This is a genomic window from Paraburkholderia sp. 35.1 (assembly GCF_050436525.1).
GTDB lineage: Bacteria > Pseudomonadota > Gammaproteobacteria > Burkholderiales > Burkholderiaceae > Paraburkholderia > Paraburkholderia tuberum.
Window position 1 is genome coordinate 642,737 of record NZ_JBNDMJ010000001.1, and the last position, 19,937, is coordinate 662,673.

General features: G+C 65.0%; 17 protein-coding genes. 9 read left to right on the forward strand and 8 right to left on the reverse strand.

What is annotated here, in order from left to right; translation table 11 throughout:
• Nucleotides 1-30: 30 nt before the first annotated feature.
• Nucleotides 31-2,724 carry an ATP-binding cassette domain-containing protein gene (locus OKW27_RS03210; protein ID WP_429332519.1) on the reverse strand — a complete coding sequence of 898 codons (2,694 nt, stop codon included), beginning with the start codon at nucleotides 2,722-2,724 and terminating at the stop codon, nucleotides 31-33.
• A 378-nt stretch (nucleotides 2,725-3,102) separates the two neighbouring features.
• Between OKW27_RS03210 and OKW27_RS03215 the strand changes: the two genes are divergently transcribed.
• From OKW27_RS03215 to OKW27_RS03250, 8 genes are all read left to right on the forward strand, one after another.
• Nucleotides 3,103-4,410 carry a glycosyltransferase family 4 protein gene (locus OKW27_RS03215; RefSeq protein ID WP_429332520.1) on the forward strand — a complete coding sequence of 436 codons (1,308 nt, stop codon included), beginning with the start codon at nucleotides 3,103-3,105 and terminating at the stop codon, nucleotides 4,408-4,410.
• Between the two features lie 86 nt (nucleotides 4,411-4,496).
• The gene (locus OKW27_RS03220; protein ID WP_429332521.1) at nucleotides 4,497-5,099 is read left to right on the forward strand and encodes a D-glycero-alpha-D-manno-heptose-1,7-bisphosphate 7-phosphatase; all 603 of its coding nucleotides are present in this window, start codon (nucleotides 4,497-4,499) and stop codon (nucleotides 5,097-5,099) included.
• Complete coding sequence (waaF, locus tag OKW27_RS03225) at nucleotides 5,096-6,337, forward strand: lipopolysaccharide heptosyltransferase II (RefSeq protein WP_429332522.1); 1,242 nt, start codon at nucleotides 5,096-5,098, stop codon at nucleotides 6,335-6,337. The genes OKW27_RS03220 and waaF overlap by 4 nt, the downstream gene beginning before the upstream one ends.
• 22 nt (nucleotides 6,338-6,359) lie before the next feature.
• Nucleotides 6,360-8,105, forward strand: coding sequence for a carbamoyltransferase family protein (locus tag OKW27_RS03230; protein ID WP_429332523.1), 1,746 nt, complete (start codon nucleotides 6,360-6,362; stop codon nucleotides 8,103-8,105).
• Nucleotides 8,102-9,190, forward strand: a complete 1,089-nt coding sequence (locus tag OKW27_RS03235; protein ID WP_429332524.1) for a glycosyltransferase — start codon at nucleotides 8,102-8,104, stop codon at nucleotides 9,188-9,190. Before OKW27_RS03230 ends, OKW27_RS03235 begins: the two co-directional genes overlap by 4 nt.
• Entirely contained in the window at nucleotides 9,187-10,326 is a 1,140-nt protein-coding gene (locus tag OKW27_RS03240) for a glycosyltransferase family 9 protein (RefSeq protein WP_429332525.1), read from the forward strand. The genes OKW27_RS03235 and OKW27_RS03240 overlap by 4 nt, the downstream gene beginning before the upstream one ends.
• Nucleotides 10,316-11,272, forward strand: a complete 957-nt coding sequence (locus OKW27_RS03245; RefSeq protein WP_429332526.1) for a glycosyltransferase family 4 protein — start codon at nucleotides 10,316-10,318, stop codon at nucleotides 11,270-11,272. The genes OKW27_RS03240 and OKW27_RS03245 overlap by 11 nt, the downstream gene beginning before the upstream one ends.
• Before the next feature lie 51 nt (nucleotides 11,273-11,323).
• Complete coding sequence (locus tag OKW27_RS03250; RefSeq protein WP_429332527.1) at nucleotides 11,324-12,340, forward strand: UDP-glucuronic acid decarboxylase family protein; 1,017 nt, start codon at nucleotides 11,324-11,326, stop codon at nucleotides 12,338-12,340.
• 333 nt (nucleotides 12,341-12,673) lie between these two features.
• Here the strand turns inward: OKW27_RS03250 and OKW27_RS03255 are convergent, their stop codons facing one another.
• The 6 genes from OKW27_RS03255 to OKW27_RS03280 form a co-directional block, all read right to left on the reverse strand.
• On the reverse strand, nucleotides 12,674-12,931 hold the full coding sequence (locus OKW27_RS03255) for a hypothetical protein (RefSeq protein ID WP_429332528.1): 258 nt from the start codon (nucleotides 12,929-12,931) through the stop codon (nucleotides 12,674-12,676).
• 261 nt (nucleotides 12,932-13,192) lie between these two features.
• Nucleotides 13,193-13,777 carry a recombinase family protein gene (locus OKW27_RS03260; RefSeq protein ID WP_429332529.1) on the reverse strand — a complete coding sequence of 195 codons (585 nt, stop codon included), beginning with the start codon at nucleotides 13,775-13,777 and terminating at the stop codon, nucleotides 13,193-13,195.
• A 99-nt stretch (nucleotides 13,778-13,876) separates the two neighbouring features.
• A complete protein-coding gene (locus OKW27_RS03265; protein WP_013094087.1) occupies nucleotides 13,877-13,999 on the reverse strand; it encodes a hypothetical protein in 123 nt (40 codons plus the stop codon).
• Between the two features lie 733 nt (nucleotides 14,000-14,732).
• The gene (locus tag OKW27_RS03270; protein ID WP_167368784.1) at nucleotides 14,733-15,293 is read right to left on the reverse strand and encodes a YMGG-like glycine zipper-containing protein; all 561 of its coding nucleotides are present in this window, start codon (nucleotides 15,291-15,293) and stop codon (nucleotides 14,733-14,735) included.
• Nucleotide 15,294: 1 nt separating this feature from the next.
• Nucleotides 15,295-15,510, reverse strand: a complete 216-nt coding sequence (locus tag OKW27_RS03275) for a hypothetical protein (protein ID WP_429332530.1) — start codon at nucleotides 15,508-15,510, stop codon at nucleotides 15,295-15,297.
• A 419-nt stretch (nucleotides 15,511-15,929) separates the two neighbouring features.
• Nucleotides 15,930-16,244 carry a DUF4148 domain-containing protein gene (locus OKW27_RS03280; RefSeq protein WP_143037312.1) on the reverse strand — a complete coding sequence of 105 codons (315 nt, stop codon included), beginning with the start codon at nucleotides 16,242-16,244 and terminating at the stop codon, nucleotides 15,930-15,932.
• Between the two features lie 487 nt (nucleotides 16,245-16,731).
• Between OKW27_RS03280 and OKW27_RS03285 the strand changes: the two genes are divergently transcribed.
• Complete coding sequence (locus OKW27_RS03285; protein ID WP_429332531.1) at nucleotides 16,732-17,109, forward strand: hypothetical protein; 378 nt, start codon at nucleotides 16,732-16,734, stop codon at nucleotides 17,107-17,109.
• 67 nt (nucleotides 17,110-17,176) lie between these two features.
• Here the strand turns inward: OKW27_RS03285 and OKW27_RS03290 are convergent, their stop codons facing one another.
• Nucleotides 17,177-19,729 carry a DUF3772 domain-containing protein gene (locus tag OKW27_RS03290; RefSeq protein ID WP_429332532.1) on the reverse strand — a complete coding sequence of 851 codons (2,553 nt, stop codon included), beginning with the start codon at nucleotides 19,727-19,729 and terminating at the stop codon, nucleotides 17,177-17,179.
• Between the last annotated feature and the right edge of the window lie 208 nt (nucleotides 19,730-19,937).

The following is a 19,937-nucleotide window of genomic DNA, read 5'->3' on the forward strand; positions in this document are numbered from 1 at the left end:
ACCTCGCTCGGACCTGAATCGCGCGCATCATTATCGCGGCAACGCCGTGTCCGTGCGCGACGGCGCCTGCGCGAGCCGCCGGATCGCGGCGATCAGTTCTGCGGGCGCCACGGGCTTGTGCAAGTGCGCGTCGAAACCCGCGGTGCGCGCACGCTGTTCGTCGAGTGCGTCCGTGTAGCCGGTCAGCGCGATCGCGGGCAGTGGGCGGCCGCGTATCGACGGCCGGCCGCCTTCCAGTGCGCGCAAACGGCTCAGCACGTCATAGCCATCTTCGCCGGCCAGCATCAGATCGCAGAGCAGCACGTGCGGCCATTGCGCCGGGTCCGCCGCGCGCAGCCAGTCCAGCGCTTCGGTGCCCGCTGCACATAGCCGTACGCGTGCGCCGCTCGTGCTCAGCACCGCTTCGAGCGCGTCGCGCGCTTCTTCCTGGTCGTCGACCACGAGCACGAAGACGCCATCGAGCGGAGCGGGCTCCGCCGAATCCGGCGCCGTGGGCGCCGACGCCAGTGGCGGTTGCGCATCCGCGACCGGCCATAGCGGCAGCATCGCCACATAGGCAAGCCGCCCGTTCAGCGGCGTCAGCGTGAAGCTGCCGCCCGCGGCCGCCAGCGCGCTTTCCATCTGCCGCGCCGCCGCCTGCGATAGCTCGGCCGGCTTGTCGCCCATGCCGAGCACGCTGAACCACACATGATTGCCGTGCCGCTGCGCGCGCAACGCGATGCGCTGCCCCGGGCTCGCCTGCGCGATCTCATTGCGGCACAACTCGGCGATCAACGGTTGCAGCACGCTCGGATCGCCGGTCACCCGCAGCTCGTGGTCGGACGGCTCCGCGTAGACGACGACGCGCTGCCCGGCGATCTCGTCGTGCAAGGCATCGATCACACCCGCCGTCAATGCGCTGACGCTGACCGATCGCGCGGTCAGCCGGCGCTGCGCGTGTTCGAGTTCACCCTGCTGCCATTGCAGCGACCACATCTTCGCGTACACGCCCTCGCGCGCGAGCAGTTCCCGATGCGTGCCCTGCTCGACCACCTGGCCGTGCTCCATCACCAGAATCCAGTCCGCGTCGACGACGGTAGAAAGTCGATGCGCGATCACGATCGACGTGCGGCCTTGCGCGAGGCGCGTCAGCTCGGTCTGGATCGCGCGCTCGGAGCGCGTGTCGAGCGCCGAGGTCGCCTCGTCGAACACGATGATGCGCGGGTCCTTCAGAATCGCGCGCGCAATCGCGATACGCTGCCGCTCGCCGCCCGATAGCCGCACGCCCCGCTCGCCGACGCGCGTGTCGTAATGGTCGGGCAAGCGCTCGATGAACTCGTCGAGCTGCGCGGCCCGCGCCGCCCGCACGACGTCCGCGCGCGTCGCCGACGGACGTCCATAGGCAATGTTGTAGGCGATCGTTTCATTGAACAGCACGGTGTCCTGCGGCACGATGCCGATGGCCTCGCGCAGACTGCGCTGCGTGAGCATGCTGATGTCTTGCCCGTCGATGCGGATCATGCCGCGCTCGGGCCGATAGAGGCGAAACAGCAGCTTCACGAGCGTCGATTTGCCCGAGCCGCTGCCGCCGACCACCGCGAGCGTCTTGCCCGGATACGCGTGAAAGTCGACATCGCGCAGCACCTGCCGCGCCGTGTCGTAGCCGAAATCGACGTGTTCGAACTCGATCAGTCCCGCGCCGACCTTCAGCGGCTGCGCGTCGCGCGCATCGATATCCTCGCCGACGCGGCCGCGCGCCGCCAGAATCACGAACATGCGCTCGACGTTGACGAGCGCGTCGTTGGTCTCTCGAAACACGAAGCCGAGCGTGTTCAGCGGCATGCAGATCTGGATCAGGTAGGCGTTCACCAGAATCAGATCGCCGACGCTCATGCTGCCGGCCACCACGTGCTGCGCGGCGAGCAGCATGACCGCCGCTACCCCGAGCGCGATCACCGCGCTCTGTCCCACGTGCAAGGCGGTCAACGCGTTCTGGTTAGCGATGCGCGCGTGCACCCACTTCTCCAGCACGTTGCCGAGCCGTTGCGTCTCGCTCTCTTCGGTCGCGAAGTATTTGACCGTGTCGTAGTTCAGCAGACTGTCGACGAGCCGCCCGTCCGATTGCGCTTCGAGCAGATTGACCGCGCGCTGGAATGCGACGCGCCGCCGCGTGAACACGAACGTATAGCCCGCATACAGCACGAAGGTCACGACGATCGCGAGCATGAATTCGCGCGCGTAGCTATGCACCATGATCGCGACGATCACCGCGATCTCGAAGAAGGTCGGCACGATCGTAAACAGCGCCGTGCCGAGCAGAAAGCCGATGCCGTCGGCGCCTTTCTGCACGTCGCGCACGATCGCGCCAGTCTCGCGCCGCGCATGAAAGCGCGCGCTCAACCGATGCAGATGCGCGAAGGTCCGCTCGGTCAGCGCCGCGACCGTGCGTTGCACGACGATGCTGAACACGACGTCGCGCGCCTCGTTCAGCGCGTCGCCGAAAAATCGTAGCAGCGCATAGGCGAGCACGAGGAACACTGGAAACGCCACCTGCGCGAGCGGATGGCTCAGTTCGTCGACGATGTGCTTCAGCGTGAGCGGCATCAGCACGGTCGCGAGCCGCGCGGCGATCATCAGCGCGAGCGCCCCGCTGGTCTGCCAGCGATAACGCCATACCGCATGCGCGAGATCGCCGACGATTCGGCGCGTCAGTTCGGAGCGAGGCGGCGGGGCGGAATTCGGCATGAGGTCGTGGTGAGGGCACCCGGAAGAAACGTCGCACAAGTGTGGCGTCGCGCAAGCGGCGCGCCCGGGCGCAAGCAAAAAAGGCGCTGGCTCCAGCCCTTTTCCGCGCACTTCTTACTTATTAATTGGGCGGGGTCCTTCGCCCATCCTAGTACCGGCGCGGCGCAAGCGGTTCGAAGTTACATGACCGTATGTAGAAACAGGGAACGCCACAGCGCTTCTCTTCCTACGAGAAAGGGCACGCTACAGCGCTTCGTACGGTTCCGCGCGACGTTTGCGTCGTTTGTCCGCACCGCAGGATGCGAATGGCACACCACATGCTGTGCGCCGCTTACCAAAGTCAACATCAATAGCCGCTCATCGCAGGAAGGAATGCCAATGAAGATCGCCCTGATCAGCGAACACGCGTCGCCACTTGCTGTCGCCGGTGGCGTCGACAGCGGCGGACAGAACATCTACGTCGCGAACGTCGCGCGTCAACTGGTGGAAATGGGCCATCAGGTCGACGTGTTCACGCGCCGCGATCGCGCACTGCTGCCCGAGCGCGTCGACATGGACGGCGTGCGCGTGATTCATGTGCCCGCGGGACCGCCGCGGCAATTGCCAAAGGAACGACTGCTGCCGTTCATGGACGAGTTTGCCGCGTTTCTGAGCGCGTTCTTTCGCCGCGAACCGCAGTCCTACGACGTGATGCACGCGAACTTCTTCATGTCCGGCCTCGCCGCGCTGCAAGTGAAGGCTGCGCTCGGCGTGCCGCTGGTCACGACCTTTCACGCGCTCGGCCGCGTGCGGCGTATCCATCAGGGAACGGATGACGGCTTCCCCGACGAGCGCTTCGCGATCGAAGACGAACTGGTCGCAAGCTCGGACGTGCTCGTCGCCGAATGTCCGCAGGACCAAGCCGACCTGCTCGAACACTATCGCGCCGATCCGGCGCGCATCCAGATCGTGCCGTGCGGTTTCGATGCCGAGGAGTTCATGCCCGTCGAGCGCGAAGCCGCCCGCGATGCGCTCGGCTGGCGCCAGCACGACTTCATCGTGCTGCAACTGGGCCGGCTCGTGCCGCGCAAAGGCATCGACAACGTGGTGCGCGGCGTCGGCGTGCTGAAGCACACGTTCAACGCGGCGGCGCAGTTGTACATAGTCGGCGGCAATTCGGACGCGCCCAACGAAATCGCGACGCCGGAGATCGCGCGCCTGCGCGAGATCGCCCGCGAATGCGGCGTCGCGGAGCAGACGAGCTTCGTCGGCCGGCGTGGTCGCACGCGGCTGCGCTACTTCTATAGCGCCGCCGACGTGTTCGTGACGACGCCCTGGTACGAGCCGTTCGGCATCACGCCGATCGAGGCGATGGCCTGCGCGACGCCGGTGATCGGCGCCGATGTCGGCGGCATCCGCTACTCGATCCTCGATGGCGTGACCGGCTTTCTCGTGCCGCCGCGCGATCCGCTCGCGCTCGCCGCGCGGCTCGACCGCTTGCGGCGCGACCCCGCGCTCGCGCGCCGGATGGGCGAAGCGGGTCTCGACCGGGCGCGGACCGGCTTCACCTGGCGCGGCGTCAGCGATGCGCTCGCGCAAATCTATGCACGCGCGGCAAGGCTCGCACCGACCAAAACATCGCTCGACACCGCGTCCGAGCCGGCGCAGCTACCGCTGCGAGCAGCAGCCGGAGCGTCGTCCCGTTGACGACGGCGCACGCCGCGGCCGGTCCAGCGGCTGCGGCGCGCCTTTTTCGTACTTTTGACCGAAGCTCGCGCATACCACGAACCATCATGACGCTACCCGCCGTGTTCATCGACAAGGACGGCACGCTGCTCGAAGACGTGCCCTACAACGCCGATCCCGCGCTGATGCGTTTCGCGCCGGGCGCGCGCGAAGCGCTCGCGCTGCTCGCCGCGTACCCGTACGCGCTGTTCGTGATCAGCAATCAGTCCGGCATCGCGCTCGGCAAGTTCGAAGACAGAGCGCTGTTCGACGTAGAACGCCGGCTGCGGCAGATGTTCGCCGAGAGCGGTGCCACGCTCGCCGGCGCGTACTGGTGTCCGCATCATCCCGAGGGCAGCGTCGCGCGTTACGCGATCGTCTGCGACTGCCGCAAGCCCGCGCCCGGCATGCTGCTGCGCGCGGCCGAAGAGCATGAGCTCGATCTCGCCAACAGCTGGTTCATCGGCGACATTCTCGACGACGTCGAAGCGGGCAATCGCGCCGGCTGCCGCACGATCCTGCTCGACAATGGCCACGAAACCGAATGGCGAACCGGCCCGCAGCGCACGCCGAGCGAGCGCGCCGCCGGTCTGCACGAGGCCGCGCAACGCGTCGTATTGCACGGCCTGCCGCCGGGCACCGCGGCGCGCCGCAAGGAGGCGCCGCGGTGAACGCACCTCTGCCACTTGCGCCGCCCAAGCTGGCTCACGCGCCCGCGCCCGATACGTCGCAGCCGGTGTGCTGGGGCGGCGAGGTCAAACGGATTCTGTGCGTGCGCCTCGACAATCTCGGCGACGTGCTGATGACCACGCCCGCGCTGCACGCGCTGCGCGAGTCCGCCGAAGACCGCCAGCTCACGCTGCTGGCGTCGCGCAGCGGCGTCGCGCTCGCGCCGTTTCTCGACGACGTCGACGATGTGATCGAATACGACGCGCCGTGGGTCGCGCCCGCGTCGACCGTGACGCGCGATCTGCTCGACGATCACCGCATGCAGCAGCGGCTGCGGCGCGGCGGCTTCGACGCGGCGGTGATTTTCACCGTCTATAGCCAGAGCCCGTTGCCGGCCGCGATGCTGTGCTATCTCGCGGGGATTCCGCGCCGCCTCGCGCATTGCCGTGAAAATCCGTACGCGCTGTTGACCGACTGGCTGCGCGAGCCGGAGCCGCAGCAGCGCACACGGCACGAGGTGCAACGCCAGCTCGATCTGGTGCATCACGTCGGCGCGCAGACGGGCGACACCGGCATGCGCTTTCGCGTGCCGCCGGCCGCGCGCCAGTCGCTCGACGCGAAACTGAGGACGCTCGGCATCTGCCGCCACACCGAGTGCATCGTGCTGCATCCAGGTGCGACCGCTGCGTCGCGCCGCTATCCGCCCGAGCGCTTCGGCGAGGTCGCCTCGCAGCTCGCGCGCGAGACCGGCGCCTCGGTGCTCGTGACCGGCGGCGCGAGCGAGCGGGCGCTCGTCGAGACCGTGATGCGCACGGCTGCGCCCGGCGCGCGCGCGCAGCTATACGACCTGAGCGGTGCGCTGACGCTCGCCGAACTCGCCGCGCTGCTCGAACGCGCGAGCGTGCTCGTGTCCAACAACAGCGGCCCCGTGCATGTCGCGTCCGCGCTCGGCACGCCGGTCGTCGATCTTTACGCGCTGACCAACCCGCAGCACACGCCGTGGCAAACACCGCAACGCGTGCTGTATCGCGACGTCGAATGCCGCTGGTGCTATCGCAGCGTGTGTCCGCACGGGCATCACGCCTGCCTGCTCGGCGTTCCGACCGACGAGGTCGTGCACGCGGCACTCGAATTGCGGCAAGCGCATGCGCATGCGCCGCGTCGTGGTGTATCGGAGCGCGCCGGTCGCGCCGATGACACGAGCACGCCGTCGCTGATCGATCAGCCAACCGTCCCCTGAACCCACTTCCACTGCCAATGCCATGTACACACTCGGAATCAATGCGGTCTATCACGACAGCGCCGCCGCGCTGCTGCGCGACGGTGTGGTACTCGCCGCCGCCGAAGACGAACGCTTCACGCACGTCAAGCATGCGAAACGTCCGGTGCCGTTCTCGACCTGGCAGCTCCCGTTCGATGCGATCGACTATTGCCTGAAGGCCGCCGGCATTACGCTCGCCGCGATCGATCACGTCGCTTACTCGTACGACCCCGCGCTCTTCGGCGGCATGCCGAAGAGGCCGGGCGCGACGATCGAGCTGCCGTTCGATCCGGCCGGCACGCGCCCGGACAACCCGTCCGCGTCGCCGTGGGACCCGCTGTTCCTCAGCTATATCGCCAACGCGAAGGGCCAGCTGCTCGACGGCGCGCCGCATCATCTGCGCAAGCGCTTCCAGGGCGTGGATCGCGAGCACGGCTTCGCATGGCACTTCGTCGAGCACCATCTCGCGCACGAGGCGAGCGCGTTTCTCGCCGCGCCGTTCGACGACACCGCCGTGCTGACGATGGACGGCCGCGGCGAGGGCGTGACGACCAGCATGGGGCAATTCGTCGGCGGCGAGTACCAGCGTCTGAAACAGGTCGAGCTGCCGCACTCGCTCGGGCTGCTCTACGAAGAGGTCACCGACTGGCTCGGCTTCCTGCACTCGTCGGACGAGTACAAGGTGATGGCGCTCGCGTCGTACGGCAAGCCGGCTTATGTCGAGGTGTTCCGCGAGATCGTCCGCTATCGGCACGACGGCAGCTATACCGTCGACGCCCCGCGGCTGACCGAACGCTTCGGTCCCGCGCGCGAACGCGGCGGGCCGCTCGAACAACGCCACTTCGATATCGCCAATTCGTTGCAGCGCGTACTCGAGGAGACCGTGCTGGAACTCGCGCACTGGCTGCATCGGCAGACCGGCTTGAGCCGGCTCTGCATGGCGGGCGGCGTCGCGCTGAACTGCGTGATGAACTCGAAGGTGCGCGACGCTGGGCCGTTCAGCGAAGTGTGGGTGCAACCGGCGGCCGGCGACGCTGGCACCGCGCTTGGCGCGGCACTGTGGACCGACTATCGCGAGCGTGCCGCGCGCGGCGACCGCGAACGTCACTGGAGAATGGATCATGCGTATCTCGGGCCCGAATACAGCGAAGCGGAAATCAAGCAGTTCCTGCGCTGGTCGAAAGTACCGTACCGGCGACTCGCCGATATCGCCGGCGAGACCGCCGATCTGCTCGCGCAGGGCAAGGTGATCGGCTGGTATCAGGGGCGCACCGAATTCGGGCCGCGCGCGCTCGGCGCGCGCTCGATCCTCGCGTCGCCGGTCGATCCGCGGATGCAGGCGAAGCTCAACGAGATCAAGGATCGCGAGGACTTTCGCCCGGTCGCGCCGGTCGTGATGGAAGAGGAAGCCAACGAATGGTTCGTGAACGGCCAAACCGCGCCGTTCATGCTGTTCGTGTTCGACGTGCGCGCCGACAAGGCCGCGCGTATTCCGGCCGTGCGGCATGTGGACGGCACCGCGCGCGTGCAGACCATCAACCGCGCGCAGCACCCGCTGTACTACGACTTGCTGGCGGCGTTCAAGCAGCGCACGGGCGTGCCGATTCTCGTCAATACGTCGTTCAACACGCGCGGCGAGCCGATGGTGAATTCGCCGCGCGACGCGGTCGAGTCGTTCTGGACCTCGCCGCTCGACGCGCTCGTGATCGGCCCGTTCCTCGTCGACAAGGCGGGGGGCCGCTCATGAACGCCTCGGTCATGTGTCCGTCGCCCCTGCATGGCGGCGTGGCCGCGCGCTACAGCAGCGAAGATGCCGACGAAACCGGCCGCACGTTGCGCACGCAGTCGTGGCCCGACGTGTCGGTGGTGGTGCCCACCTACCGCCGTCCCGCGATGCTCGCGAACTGCCTTGCCGCGCTATGCGCGCAACAGTTCGCGCCGCACCGCTACGAGATCGTGGTCTGCGACGACGGTCCCGACGACGCCACGCGCGCCTGCGTCGAACGATTCGCGCGCGAGATGGCGCCGCGCGGGCTGGAACTGCACTACCTGCCGGTCACGCGCACCCAGGGGCCGGCCGGCGCGCGCAACGCGGGCTGGCAGTATGCGCGCGCTTCGCTGATCGCCTTCACCGACGACGACACGCTGCCCGATCCGCACTGGCTGACGGCTGGCGTCGCGGCGCTCGCGCAAGGCGCGACGGCGGCCGCCGGCACGATCGTCGTGCCGCTGCCCTCGCCGCCCGATCTGCCGACCGATTACGAAGCCGACGCGAGCGGCCTCGCGCGCGCCGAATTCGCGACCGCGAACGCGTTCGTCACGCGTGCGGCGCTCGTCGCGACCGGCGGCTTCGACGAACGGTTCACGTCGGCGTGGCGCGAGGATTCGGACTTGCAGTTCACGCTGCTTACCGCGGGCGGCCAGATCGTGCGCGCCCGCGACGCGGTGGTCGTGCATCCGGTGCGGCCCGCGCGCTGGGGCGTCAGCATCGCGCAGCAGAAAAAGAGCCAGTTCGATGCGCTGCTTTATCGCAAGCATCCCGAACTGTTTCGAACCCGCATCCGCTCGCGGCCGCCGCTGCTGTACTACGCGATTCTCTGCGCCGCGTTGCTGGCGATCGGCGGTTCGTTCGCGGATCAGCCGATGCTCGCGGGCGCGGGTTTGATCGCGTGGTGCGGGTTGACCGGCTATTTCTGCGCGCGGCGGCTGCGCGGGCGCAACCACGGCTGGCGCCACGTCGCCGAAATGCTCTGGACGTCGATCCCCATTCCGTTTCTATCGATCTACTGGCGGCTCTATGGCGCCATCCGTTTCAAGGTGTTCTTTCCATGACCCCACCCTCGCTGCTGGCGGCGCTCGCGCCGCGCCGTATCGCCGTATTTCGCGCGCTGCAGCTCGGCGACATGCTGTGCGCGGTGCCCGCCTTGCGCGCACTGCGCGCGGCCGCGCCGGATGCGCATATCGCGCTGATCGGACTGCCGTGGGCACGCGCGTTCGTCGAGCGCTACGCGGCCCTCGTCGACGAGCTGATCGTGTTTCCGGGCGCGGTCGGTTTTCCCGAGCAGCCCGAATCGAACCATGGCTTGCCCGCGTTCTTCGCGCGGATGCGCGAGCGGCGTTTCGATCTGGCGATCCAGCTGCACGGCAGCGGCGGCATCGCCAACGATCTGCTGCATCAACTCGGCGCATGTGCCGACGCAGGCTTCGGGCAGCCCGACGAGGTACCGCGCGAGGGTTGCTTCATCGATTGGCCCGACGGGCTGCCGGAGCCCGAGCGCTATCTCGCGCTGATGAGCGCGCTCGGCGCGCCGGCGCACGACCGGCGTCTGACGTTCCCGCTCACTGAGCTCGACCTCGACGAGTACACCGCGCTGCGCACGTATCACGGCATCGAAGACGAGCGGCTCGTGCTGGTTCACCCCGGTTCGCAATTGCCGTCGCGCCGCTGGCCCGCCGAGCGCTTCGCGGCCGTCGCCGACCACCTCGCCGCCGACGGCTGGCAGATCGCGATCACCGGCACGGCCGCCGAAGCGCCGCTGACCTGCGCGGTGCTCGGCGCGATGAGCGCGCCCGCGCTGCATCTGGCGGGGGCGACGTCGCTCGGCGGACTCGCCGCGCTGGTCGCGCATGCGCGGCTCGTGGTCTGCAACGACACCGGCATCTCGCACATCGCCGCGGCGATGGCGAGCGCGTCGGTCGTGATCGCATGCGGCAGCGACACGCGACGCTGGGCGCCGCTCGATCATGCGCGGCATCGCGTGCTGGCCGACTATCCGCCGTGCCGGCCGTGCATGTTCCGCGACTGCCCGTATGGTCATCCGTGCGCGCTGAACGTGCAGGTCGAACAGGTGGTCGAGACCGCCCGCGAGCAGCTTGCGCGCGCGCCCGGCGCGCAACCAGGCGCGCCCGGCAGCCTGCATGAGGGAACCGTTTCGCTGTCTTTCGAGGATCTGCACCATGTTGCGTAATTGCCGCCGGCTGCGCGTGCTGACCTGGCACGTGCACGGCAACTACATGTATTACCTGAGCCAGACGCCACACGATTTCTATCTGGTGACGAAACCCGGTCATCCGCCCGGCTATGCCGGCAAGGTCGGCGTATTGCCGTGGGGCGACAACGTGCACGAGATCGCAATCGAGGACGTGCCCAACCACGAGTTCGACGTGGTGCTGTACCAGCATCGCACCCACTGGGACCATGACCGCCAGCACGTGCTGAGCGCCGCGCAGCAACGTCTGCCACGCGTCTATGTCGAGCACGACCCGCCGCAGGAAAACCCGTTCGAGCAATGGCATTGGGTCGACGATCCCGGCACGCTGCTGGTCCACGTCACGCACTTCAACCGGCTGATGTGGGACAGCGGCGTCACGCCGACGCGCGTGATCGAACATGGCGTCGTGGTGCCCGACGGCGTGCGCTACAGCGGCGAACTGCAGCGCGGCATCGTGGTCGTCAATCATCTCGCGCAGCGCGGCCGGCGGCTCGGCGCGGATGTCTTCAGCGAAACGCGCACGCGCGTGCCGCTCGATCTCGTCGGGATGGACGCACAGCGGCTAGACGGCATCGGTGAAATCGGCAACCTCGATCTGGCCGCGTTCAGCGCGCGCTACCGCTTCTTTTTCAATCCGATCCGCTGGACCAGCCTCGGCCTCGCGATCGTCGAGGCGATGACGATCGGCATGCCGATCGTCGGTCTCGCGACAGCCGAGCTCGCCACCGTGATCCGCAACGGCGAAAACGGCTTCGTGCATACCGACGTCGATGCACTCGTCGACGCGATGCTCGGGCTGCTGCGCGATCCCGGCGAAGCGCGGCGGCTCGGCGACGGCGCGCGGCGCACGGCGCTCGAACGCTTTCATATCGACCGTTTCGCGCAGGACTGGCACGACGCGCTGCTGCACGTCACGGCGTGATGCCACGCTGATTTTCAACGTTCATGCGGTCCAACCACAGGATCACGCACCATGAAAGAACTCACCCGCAAGCGCATTCTGGTCACCGGCGGCGCCGGCTTTCTCGGCTCGCACCTGTGCGAACGGCTCGTCGCGCAGGGACACGACGTGCTATGCGTCGACAACTTCTATACCGGTACGAAGGACAACATCGCGCATCTACTCGACTGCGCGAACTTCGAACTGATGCGTCACGACGTGACGTTCCCGTTGTATGTGGAAGTCGATGAAATTTATAACCTCGCGTGCCCCGCGTCACCGATCCACTACCAGCACGATCCGGTGCAGACTACGAAGACCAGCGTGCATGGCGCGATCAATATGCTCGGGCTCGCCAAACGCGTGAAAGCGCGGATTTTCCAGGCGTCGACGAGCGAGGTGTATGGCGACGCGCTCGTCCATCCGCAGAAAGAAGACTACTGGGGCCACGTGAATCCCATCGGTCCGCGCTCGTGCTACGACGAAGGCAAGCGCTGCGCGGAAACGCTGTTCATGGACTATCGCCGTCAGCATGGTCTGTCGATCCGCATCGCGCGCATCTTCAACACCTACGGCCCGCGCATGCATCCGGCCGACGGCCGGGTGGTGTCGAACTTCATGATGCAGGCGTTGCGCGGCGAGCCGCTAACCGTCTATGGCGACGGCTCGCAGACGCGTTCGTTCTGCTATGTCGACGACATGATCGACGCGTTCATCCTGCTGATGAACAGCGCCGACGATCCAGACGGCCCGGTCAACCTGGGCAATCCGCACGAAGTGTCGATGCGCGAGATCGCGCAGCGCATCGTCGCGGTGACCAGCTCCGCGTCGCCGCTCGAATCACGGCCGCTGCCGGCCGACGATCCGTGGCATCGACAGCCGGACATCTCGTTGGCGACAAAACTGCTCGGCTGGCAGCCGGGCACGTCGCTTGACGAAGGGCTGCCGCGCACCGCGCGTTATTTCCGCGCGCGCATCGAGGCGAGTCAGCACACGCCGCCGTCTGCGGGCATGGACGGCGCCGGAGTCACGTCCGCTCGCCTTCATTGAGCCAGCGGCGCAGCGCTGCCGACGTCGCGGCGCCGTTCTTCACGCGATCACGGCGGCCCCTTGGACATCGGCTTCTCCTTCATCGAGGTGCCGACGACCGAGCAAGGCATCTACCCTTCAACGCATTTCGTTTCCGACGCTTGCGTAAGCAGGCGTGGCGCGCCCCATACCGTTGAAAGCGGGCGGCCTTGCAAATCTCGTGACGCGCAAAAAAAGAAGCGGCCACAAGGGCCGCTTAGAGAGCAGTGCCACGGAGGCCGCTCAAAAGCCGTGCCGCGAAGGGCGAGCGCGCTATGGCATAGGGTAAAGCTCTGGCGCAGCGGTCTTGCGCATTCAGGAGGAACGGATGGTCGACTCAGTGTCGGTCGCCAGCACGGTCATCGGTCCCGAGCTCAACGCGGCCGAGATAATCGCGAGGCGATCCGCAGGGCAATCGACCAGATCGACGCTCAGCGACTCGCGTCCGCCCTCGTTGTTCACGTGGGCGGACCAGCCGCACACTTGCGCACGATGTTCGATCAGGCTTTTCCAGACCTCGACGACTCGCAGTGATCCCGGGCTTGCATAAACAGTCAGACGTTTTACGTTCATGGCTTTCACACGGCAGCGCGCCGCGCCTCGGGTTCGGATCTCGGGCATTGAAATGGTTGTTGTACGTTGAGGTTAGACGTATGAACTTTCAAAGCAAAGCAGATGCCCCTCACCGTAACAATTTTACGGACAGGGGCATCTGCGCACATGTCAGAACGGAGTGGCGCGTTTCACGCGATTAGTCGTGCGAAACGCGCCGCGCGGGCTGCACGATCAGCGATCCGGTAAGAAGGTGACGCAAACGGCTCCGGCACGCAATTTCTACACGGCTGGCGTGTCCGCGCGAATGCGCATCACGGTCTGACGCGACGTGCCGAAGCGCCGCGCGACCTCGCTGACCGACTGTCCTCTGCCGAGCGATTGCAGCACGCGTTGACGCTGCTGCTCGGAAAGCGACGGTGGCCTGCCCGTGTGCTTGCCGCTCGCGCGAACGGCCGCGAGACTGTCGCGGCTGCGCAGGCTGCGGCACGCGGCGTCGAGCCGCACCAGCGCGCGCAATGCCTTCACCGCCGAGGGCTCGGGGCGCCCGGCCAGATCGGTATGGCCGACTTCGACGCAACGCAGCGCCACGCCGGCCTTCCGGCACTGCATCACGGTGGCGAGGAGGTCGCGCGCGTTGCAGCCGAGCGCGGCCAGCTCAAGCACGACGAGCGTGTCGCGCGGCGCGATTCGTCGGATCAGACTCTGCAGCTCGGGGCGGTCGCGCGCCTGCGCATAGGTCGGCAGAACTTCGACCACGACCCGCGCGAGCGTGACCATGTAGCCGGCCTTGTCGAGCCGGATCAGCGCCTGCTCGTGCCGAACCGCATCGTGCGCGCCGAACAGATAGATGTGTAGTTTTTCCACTTCGCCTTCGTAGTCACGATCCGCCGTTAGCGGCGCTATTACGTCGGGGGGTCCGGTTTTTCGAGCGACGACGCCTGGTCACGCCGTCACTCAGCGCGCTCAGGGCTGCCGCTGGCCGCCCTGATGCGTCGGAGGAGTCTGGTTCTGTTGCTGCTGTCCGCTGTCGCGGCCGGGCTGCGCCGGATTCGACGGCTGACGATTCGAATTCTTGTCCGAAGTCATGACGCTCTCCTACGTGAGATTGCGGGTGACCGTGGCTAACCGCGGCCATCGTAATCAAGCCGCAACCAGTGTTCCCGGTCCTGCCCGCGCCAGAGCGTTGCGGCGCGGGCAGGCAAGCGCCTGGCGATGCGAGCAGCCCGGTGGAGGAATTTTCAGAGTGTATCAACCGCATTGAACGTCCAATACGGTTGGCGTCGGTATTGGCGCGATTGAACTGTCATTACGTGGGCGGTGCAGGCGCGGCAAGTGACGGCCGCCCATCGCGGAACCGCAATCGGGGACGACCGCGGAATCCGTCTGACGGCAAGGCATGTAGCGCCCTGCTCAAAGCTCGGCGCCAGAGCGGCCATGCAGATACGAGCCGACGCGAAGAACGAGACGGCTCGCTCGCCTCTTTACTGAAGCCCGCCATGATCTTCTCCTTACCGGCCACCACGGCCGGTAGGAAAAGTGCAGAATTATGCGAACCGTTGCAACCCAGTTCGTCTCGCGCGATCCCGCCTGCAAAATGGCGGTAGCGGTCTTAAACCACAACAGGCGACCGCGGCGTGAACGACGGCCCTGCCCTTCTGCCGTGTCAGACCGACTCTGGTTGAGCGGAAAGCTCGTACTGCAAGAGTCGTCGTACAGGATGAGAGAACAACTGTCGGCTTTTCCACAGGCCAGCTGACGGGAGTAAGCGCTCAAGCGCTCGCTCCCCGTCGACAACGCGAGCGTGGTCGGCGTGCCTGGTTCAGTAACCTGGCGGAGGCGCCGTATCGTAGGCCGGCGGTGGAGGCGTCGCTTCGTCGTGCGTCCGGTACGCATCGGCGGCGCTGCGCGGCACAGGCACCCGGTGGCCATTGCCATACATGCACTGAACGTACGCCTGGTCGTAGCGATGTTGAAGGCTGATGGAGGAGCTCTGCGCCATGCCGGCGCCGATCATGCTGCCGCCGAGCAGACCTGCGCCTGCGCCGACCGCTGCGCCGCGGCGGCCGTTGAACGCCGCACCGGCCGCCGCGCCGAGCGCGGTACCGACGGCCATACCGCCCAGGGCGCCCGTCGCTGTGGCCTGTTGGGTGCTCACGCCGCCGGTCTGCTGGGAAGCAAATTGCTGGCATGTCGCGTCGTCGGCGCGGAATTGATCGAAGGACTTGCCGGTGCCGGGCAGGGCCATCACTGTGGGACCCATCGGCATGCTTGCACAGCCGTCGAGCGCGATGATGCAGCTCAGGCTGACCGCGGCGGTGACTAGCGCGGATACGCCCCGTTTCGTTCGCATTGCCAGAGAAAGAGAATTCATTTTGCTCATGTCATTTCGGCCCGGTTGGCCTCACCGGCACTTCCACCCAGCCGCTCGAACACCCCTTCACGTACGGGTAATACTTTTTTGTCACCGGGCAATACCACCAGGTACCCGACGGCGGACTCGTCTGCGTTTTTTCGACGTAGACGGTGGTCGGGGTTGGCTGGACCGACTGGACGACGAGTGGGGCGGGCGCGGCGTAGACGACGGCGGGGGGCGCCATGATTATGGGGGGCGGGATGCCCACAAGGACACCGACTCTCACATGCGCTTGCGCGGTGCTATTCAGGCATACGGCCGTAGTCGCGATCAGCGCAAGCAAAACTATCCTGGATCTCACAAACTTTCTCCTATTCGATGAAGCGGGCCTGCCGCGACCCGGCGCAAAACGGTAAGGCCATGGCGCAAAAAACCGAACGGGTTCAACCTGGCGAATTCCGCTGCGCGACAAAAAAGGGATCTCGTTCGTGCTGGTTGAAGTGAATCCCGCGTGGCCGAACCTGGTGATTCCGGGGCCGGCCGACCCCGAATGCAGATTCCCGAGATCTACGCCTTGCGCTGAACCTCGCGTCCGGAGGGGGTACGCCGACGTCGCCATGGAAAGCCAGACAAGGCTGCGGCTTGCCCCGTCGTGATGTCCAATCAACTTTCGTTGTAGATAGAACGATACGAGGCCAACTGAGCCATTGCCGGTACCCCCGAAACTGCGGAGCCCAGTTTCACGCCACCGTGCCCACTAAACGCCTGCTGTTGAGCCGCCACGCTCGCCAGAGCCGCGTGGATGTTCGCCGGATAGTGTGCGTCACCGTTGGGGTGGTCAGAGCCCGCTAGCTGCAGTCGGATGACTTCTTCGTGCACTAGCTCACGCGTCAGAGGACCGTTGCCCTGAGCAGAGGTGCCCGTGGGGAGAGCGATGACTGACACGACAGTGAGAACGGGCATGAACGCTTTAGCCATGATGAAGCTTCCAGTCTCGGGCGCCAGGAACAACAGGCGCCGGGTTAGCGAAACAACGACCAGGCAAGGTCCTTGAAGCCCGTGTGCCCGTTCCGTTGAGGTCCGTCATCTTCTTATCGTTTAATTAGAAATAGCTCTCTTCAATACATTGTTTCCGTGCTTGCAACGTCGAGAGGCATCTATCCGCGCGCAGCGGTCGCGAAACGACAGGGCAGGTCAACGATTCGCGAGCCACCCAACCTCCATGTTCATGAAATGGCAACTCACAATTGCGCGCGTCGAATAACGACGCACTGTCGTTATACTGCAACCCACATCTGACGCAGCATGTGCTCGGTTTTGCGGTGGATACCGGCTCCGTTATTTACACTGATGCACTGATTGGTATAGGTCCGGCAGCAATCGACACTCACGCTCCCGGTCGCGCCACCGATGCCGTCGGCGCAAAAGCAGCCGCTATTCTTCCTTTAACCCATAGGAGTCTTTAATGCAAAAGTGGTTTGCCGCGCTGCTGATTTCATTCGCGGCGAGTTCGCATGCAGCCGGCGATTCCTCGATGAACGCAACGGTTGAAAACGTCGCAGGTACGAATCAGGTCGGCGGCTTCGTCGCGCTACGGTCAGCGGACAGCAAGTGCCGTTATTACGGTGTACTGCAGCAGACTGCTCGTGCGCCGCGTGGCATGGCAGAGCGCATCGCTGCACTGACCCAGGACGGAAAAGTCTATGACTGGATGACAGTTATCAGTTACTCGGAATGCCTGCAAGCGAACGGAACCTACACCAAGAAACGCGTTTCGCTGGATTCGCCCGGCGGAAAGCGGTTCCGCGTGGGCGATAGCGTAGAGCTGCGAGCACCGGTGTAACGAGGGCCAGCGCGCCACCGATAACGGCTTTTACCAGTCCCATGAGCGCGAGAAATCACTTCGACGACTATCTATTCTCGCTGATTGCAGACAGGACACGGAGCTCTGCCGGACCGGAATTGCGATCGGTGGGTTCCTGGTTCGAGATGATATCGCTCGTACTTCGGACCACGACGGTTCGAGAGATCGACAGCGGTATTTCCGCAGCACGTAGTCGCTTCAGGATTGCAAATAGCAGATCGCTTCTGGTATCCCCGGCGATTCTCGGGCTACCGACATAGCCGGTAACAGTCAATGTCATACCGTCAGGCGTCAACTGGCTAAAGATCACCGATGGCGCGGGACGATCGAGAACCGATGGGTGATCCAGGTAAGCTTGCAGAAGAACATCGCGCACCTGCTCCGGATCGACGTCCAGCGCAAAAGTAAGGGCCAGTGTGACAACCCCCTGCGTTTTGTTTCCCATTGTCACGTTGCGCACATTCTGAGAAATCAGGTGCGAATTCGGAACGATCACCGTTGATCTGTCTGCGAGCTGTATTTCGGTCGCACGTACACTGATGCGCCGGATATCGCCTTCAATGCCGGTGATACTGATCATGTCGCCTACTTTGACCGGCCGTTCAGCAAGCAATATCAGCCCGGAAATGAAGTTTTTAACGATTTCCTGCAGACCAAAGCCGATGCCTACCGACAGCGCGCTGACGATCCACGCCAGGTTATGCCATTTCACGCCGAGTACGGACAAGGTTTGCAGCGCGACGAGGACATAGCAGACGTTGGCGAAGACCGTCACCAGCGACGCGCGCATACCCGAACTCATTTGCGTCTTGGGCAGAAACTCGGCGTCCAGCCATTTGCGCATGAGCCCAACCAGATACAGGCACACTGCACAGGTAAAGATAGCGCTGAAGATATGGGCGGGAACGATATTGAGCGCATGTAATCGCTCGCCACCGAGTACGTCGAGAATGCTATCGACCAGATCTCGGGGCGTTGTCCCGAGGCCGCCCGTTAGCAGTGCGATGACTGCGGCGAGCATCAATGCGCTGCGAAGAATGGCGGAGAGTACCGTTGCCACCTGTTCGAGATGAACGTCTTGCAGCCCGAATAGATGCCTGATTGTTTTGCCGCTGGCGTGGCATGGCGAAAATACGGTTTCGCAAACATCATGAGCGAGCTTCGTCAGCAGATAAACGCTGCTCAGTACGAGATCGAACCAGACCAGTTCGTAAGTCAGGAACCGCGCGAACGAAACATAACCACAGAGCAATGCAATCAGAGAAGCTCCGACGGCAAGGCTGACGGCGGCATGAATAATGCCAGCGAGGGTAGAACGCGCCTCAGGCGATTCTCGGGCAGCGGCGAGCGCAGTGAGTACCCGGTTTGCGCGTAAAAGCGACATCCCGATGGTCACAGCGACCACCAACGCCACCACGCCGCGAGTAAAGAGCGTAAGTTGCACGCTGGTATCGACGGCCCGGTTGATCTGTTCGACGGCTCCTGAAAACAGCAGCAGTGCGGCCAGTGTCCGTGGGAAAGGGCGTAGCGCGCGAGCGACGGGATCCGCGATGGCCGGCAACCGCCATGACGGATGTCGTGTGCAAAGCAATGCCCGGCCGAGAGAAGCGACCAGCGCGCAGGTCACAACATGTTTGATGATTTCGCTGGCGAAGCCTTGCAGCGCAGGAGGCAGCGCCTGCTGACGGGTCAACGCGAAGTAGAGCAGATCAACGGCACATATGGTGGTCACCAAAGACGCGAACACGGTCGAGATCGCCATCGCGCTGCGCCGTATCCGGCCTTCCGGAAGGCGGCGTAGGCAGAACCGCTCTGATGCTCTGTCAAGAAGCCGCGTTCCAATCGTTGCGACGGCCAGGGCGAGCAGCACAAGCAGGGCGGTTGCAACCCGCTGCCCCGGTTGCCATGTCGTTTGAATCTGCCTGTCGATCTGCGCCTTGAAGTCTCGCAGACGTTGATAGTCAGCCGTGTCCGGGTGGAGCGCCGACGCCCAGAACGCGGCGCTGACTACGCTGTCGGAACGAAGGGCCAGTTGATCTTTCAGATGGTTTTGCAGCAGTCGCGTGATCTGGGCGCTCAGGTTGGCAAGGTTCTCCTTGATCGTTGCCGCCTGCTTGAGTTCGGCATCGAGTTGCAATTGCTGAGCAGCGAGAACGCTGCGCTGTTCGGCGACCGCGGGAGTTTCCGCGGCGGATTCGGAAGCGGGTACTGTTCCGAGTACGTCGAGCTGGGCATGCGTTTTCGCGCGATCGGGCTCCAGCGACGTGGTGATCAGCCTGTCGACGTCTTCGGCGACGCGCCGGCTCAATGCGTCCAGCTCGGACAGCTGCGCGTCGCTTGTTGCCGTCGAAGCACGCTGCCGGATCTGGTCCTGTTTTTCCTGAAGCGCACCGAGCCTTGGTAATGCCTCGGAGCCCGCGCCCATGGATGGCGAAGAATCAGCAGGAGCATCTATGCTAAGGGGTGGCAGCGTCGCTGCGTTGGAGGCAACCGGAATCAGGCTGAACATCGTCAGCGCGATAAGGTGAAAAATGACTGCAACTATTTGTCGCGCGGCGCAAGCGCGGCGAAGAGTATGCATTTGAGAGATCTGGCTCATGCACGCGATACCTAGGTAAGCGGTGTTGCATTCGGTCGCGGCCGGGCGTGAAATGAGGGAGCCGCACTGCGGTAGGAGAGGAAGCTAATGAATCATACATGATTATCATATCATATATGATCGATACGGCAAATATGAAAGGTGGTGCACGGTCAGCGCGTGGCCCGCTGATGTGCGATGGCGGCCGCTTGAGCATCGGCGTGCGCTA

Excerpts from the sequence above, each read along its gene's own strand:
- OKW27_RS03235 (WP_429332524.1), top strand. The coding sequence starts at position 8,102 with ATGAACGCCTCGGTCATGTGTCCGTCGCCCCTGCATGGCGGCGTGGCC.
- OKW27_RS03240 (WP_429332525.1), top strand. The coding sequence starts at position 9,187 with ATGACCCCACCCTCGCTGCTGGCGGCGCTCGCGCCGCGCCGTATCGCC.
- OKW27_RS03290 (WP_429332532.1), bottom strand. The coding sequence starts at position 19,729 with ATGAGCCAGATCTCTCAAATGCATACTCTTCGCCGCGCTTGCGCCGCG.
- OKW27_RS03230 (WP_429332523.1), top strand. The coding sequence starts at position 6,360 with ATGTACACACTCGGAATCAATGCGGTCTATCACGACAGCGCCGCCGCG.
- OKW27_RS03210 (WP_429332519.1), bottom strand. The coding sequence starts at position 2,724 with ATGCCGAATTCCGCCCCGCCGCCTCGCTCCGAACTGACGCGCCGAATC.
- OKW27_RS03215 (WP_429332520.1), top strand. The coding sequence starts at position 3,103 with ATGAAGATCGCCCTGATCAGCGAACACGCGTCGCCACTTGCTGTCGCC.
- OKW27_RS03255 (WP_429332528.1), bottom strand. The coding sequence starts at position 12,931 with ATGAACGTAAAACGTCTGACTGTTTATGCAAGCCCGGGATCACTGCGA.
- OKW27_RS03285 (WP_429332531.1), top strand. The coding sequence starts at position 16,732 with ATGCAAAAGTGGTTTGCCGCGCTGCTGATTTCATTCGCGGCGAGTTCG.
- OKW27_RS03280 (WP_143037312.1), bottom strand. The coding sequence starts at position 16,244 with ATGGCTAAAGCGTTCATGCCCGTTCTCACTGTCGTGTCAGTCATCGCT.
- OKW27_RS03265 (WP_013094087.1), bottom strand. The coding sequence starts at position 13,999 with ATGACTTCGGACAAGAATTCGAATCGTCAGCCGTCGAATCCGGCGCAG.
- OKW27_RS03270 (WP_167368784.1), bottom strand. The coding sequence starts at position 15,293 with ATGAGCAAAATGAATTCTCTTTCTCTGGCAATGCGAACGAAACGGGGC.
- OKW27_RS03275 (WP_429332530.1), bottom strand. The coding sequence starts at position 15,510 with ATGGCGCCCCCCGCCGTCGTCTACGCCGCGCCCGCCCCACTCGTCGTC.
- OKW27_RS03220 (WP_429332521.1), top strand. The coding sequence starts at position 4,497 with ATGACGCTACCCGCCGTGTTCATCGACAAGGACGGCACGCTGCTCGAA.
- OKW27_RS03250 (WP_429332527.1), top strand. The coding sequence starts at position 11,324 with ATGAAAGAACTCACCCGCAAGCGCATTCTGGTCACCGGCGGCGCCGGC.
- OKW27_RS03245 (WP_429332526.1), top strand. The coding sequence starts at position 10,316 with ATGTTGCGTAATTGCCGCCGGCTGCGCGTGCTGACCTGGCACGTGCAC.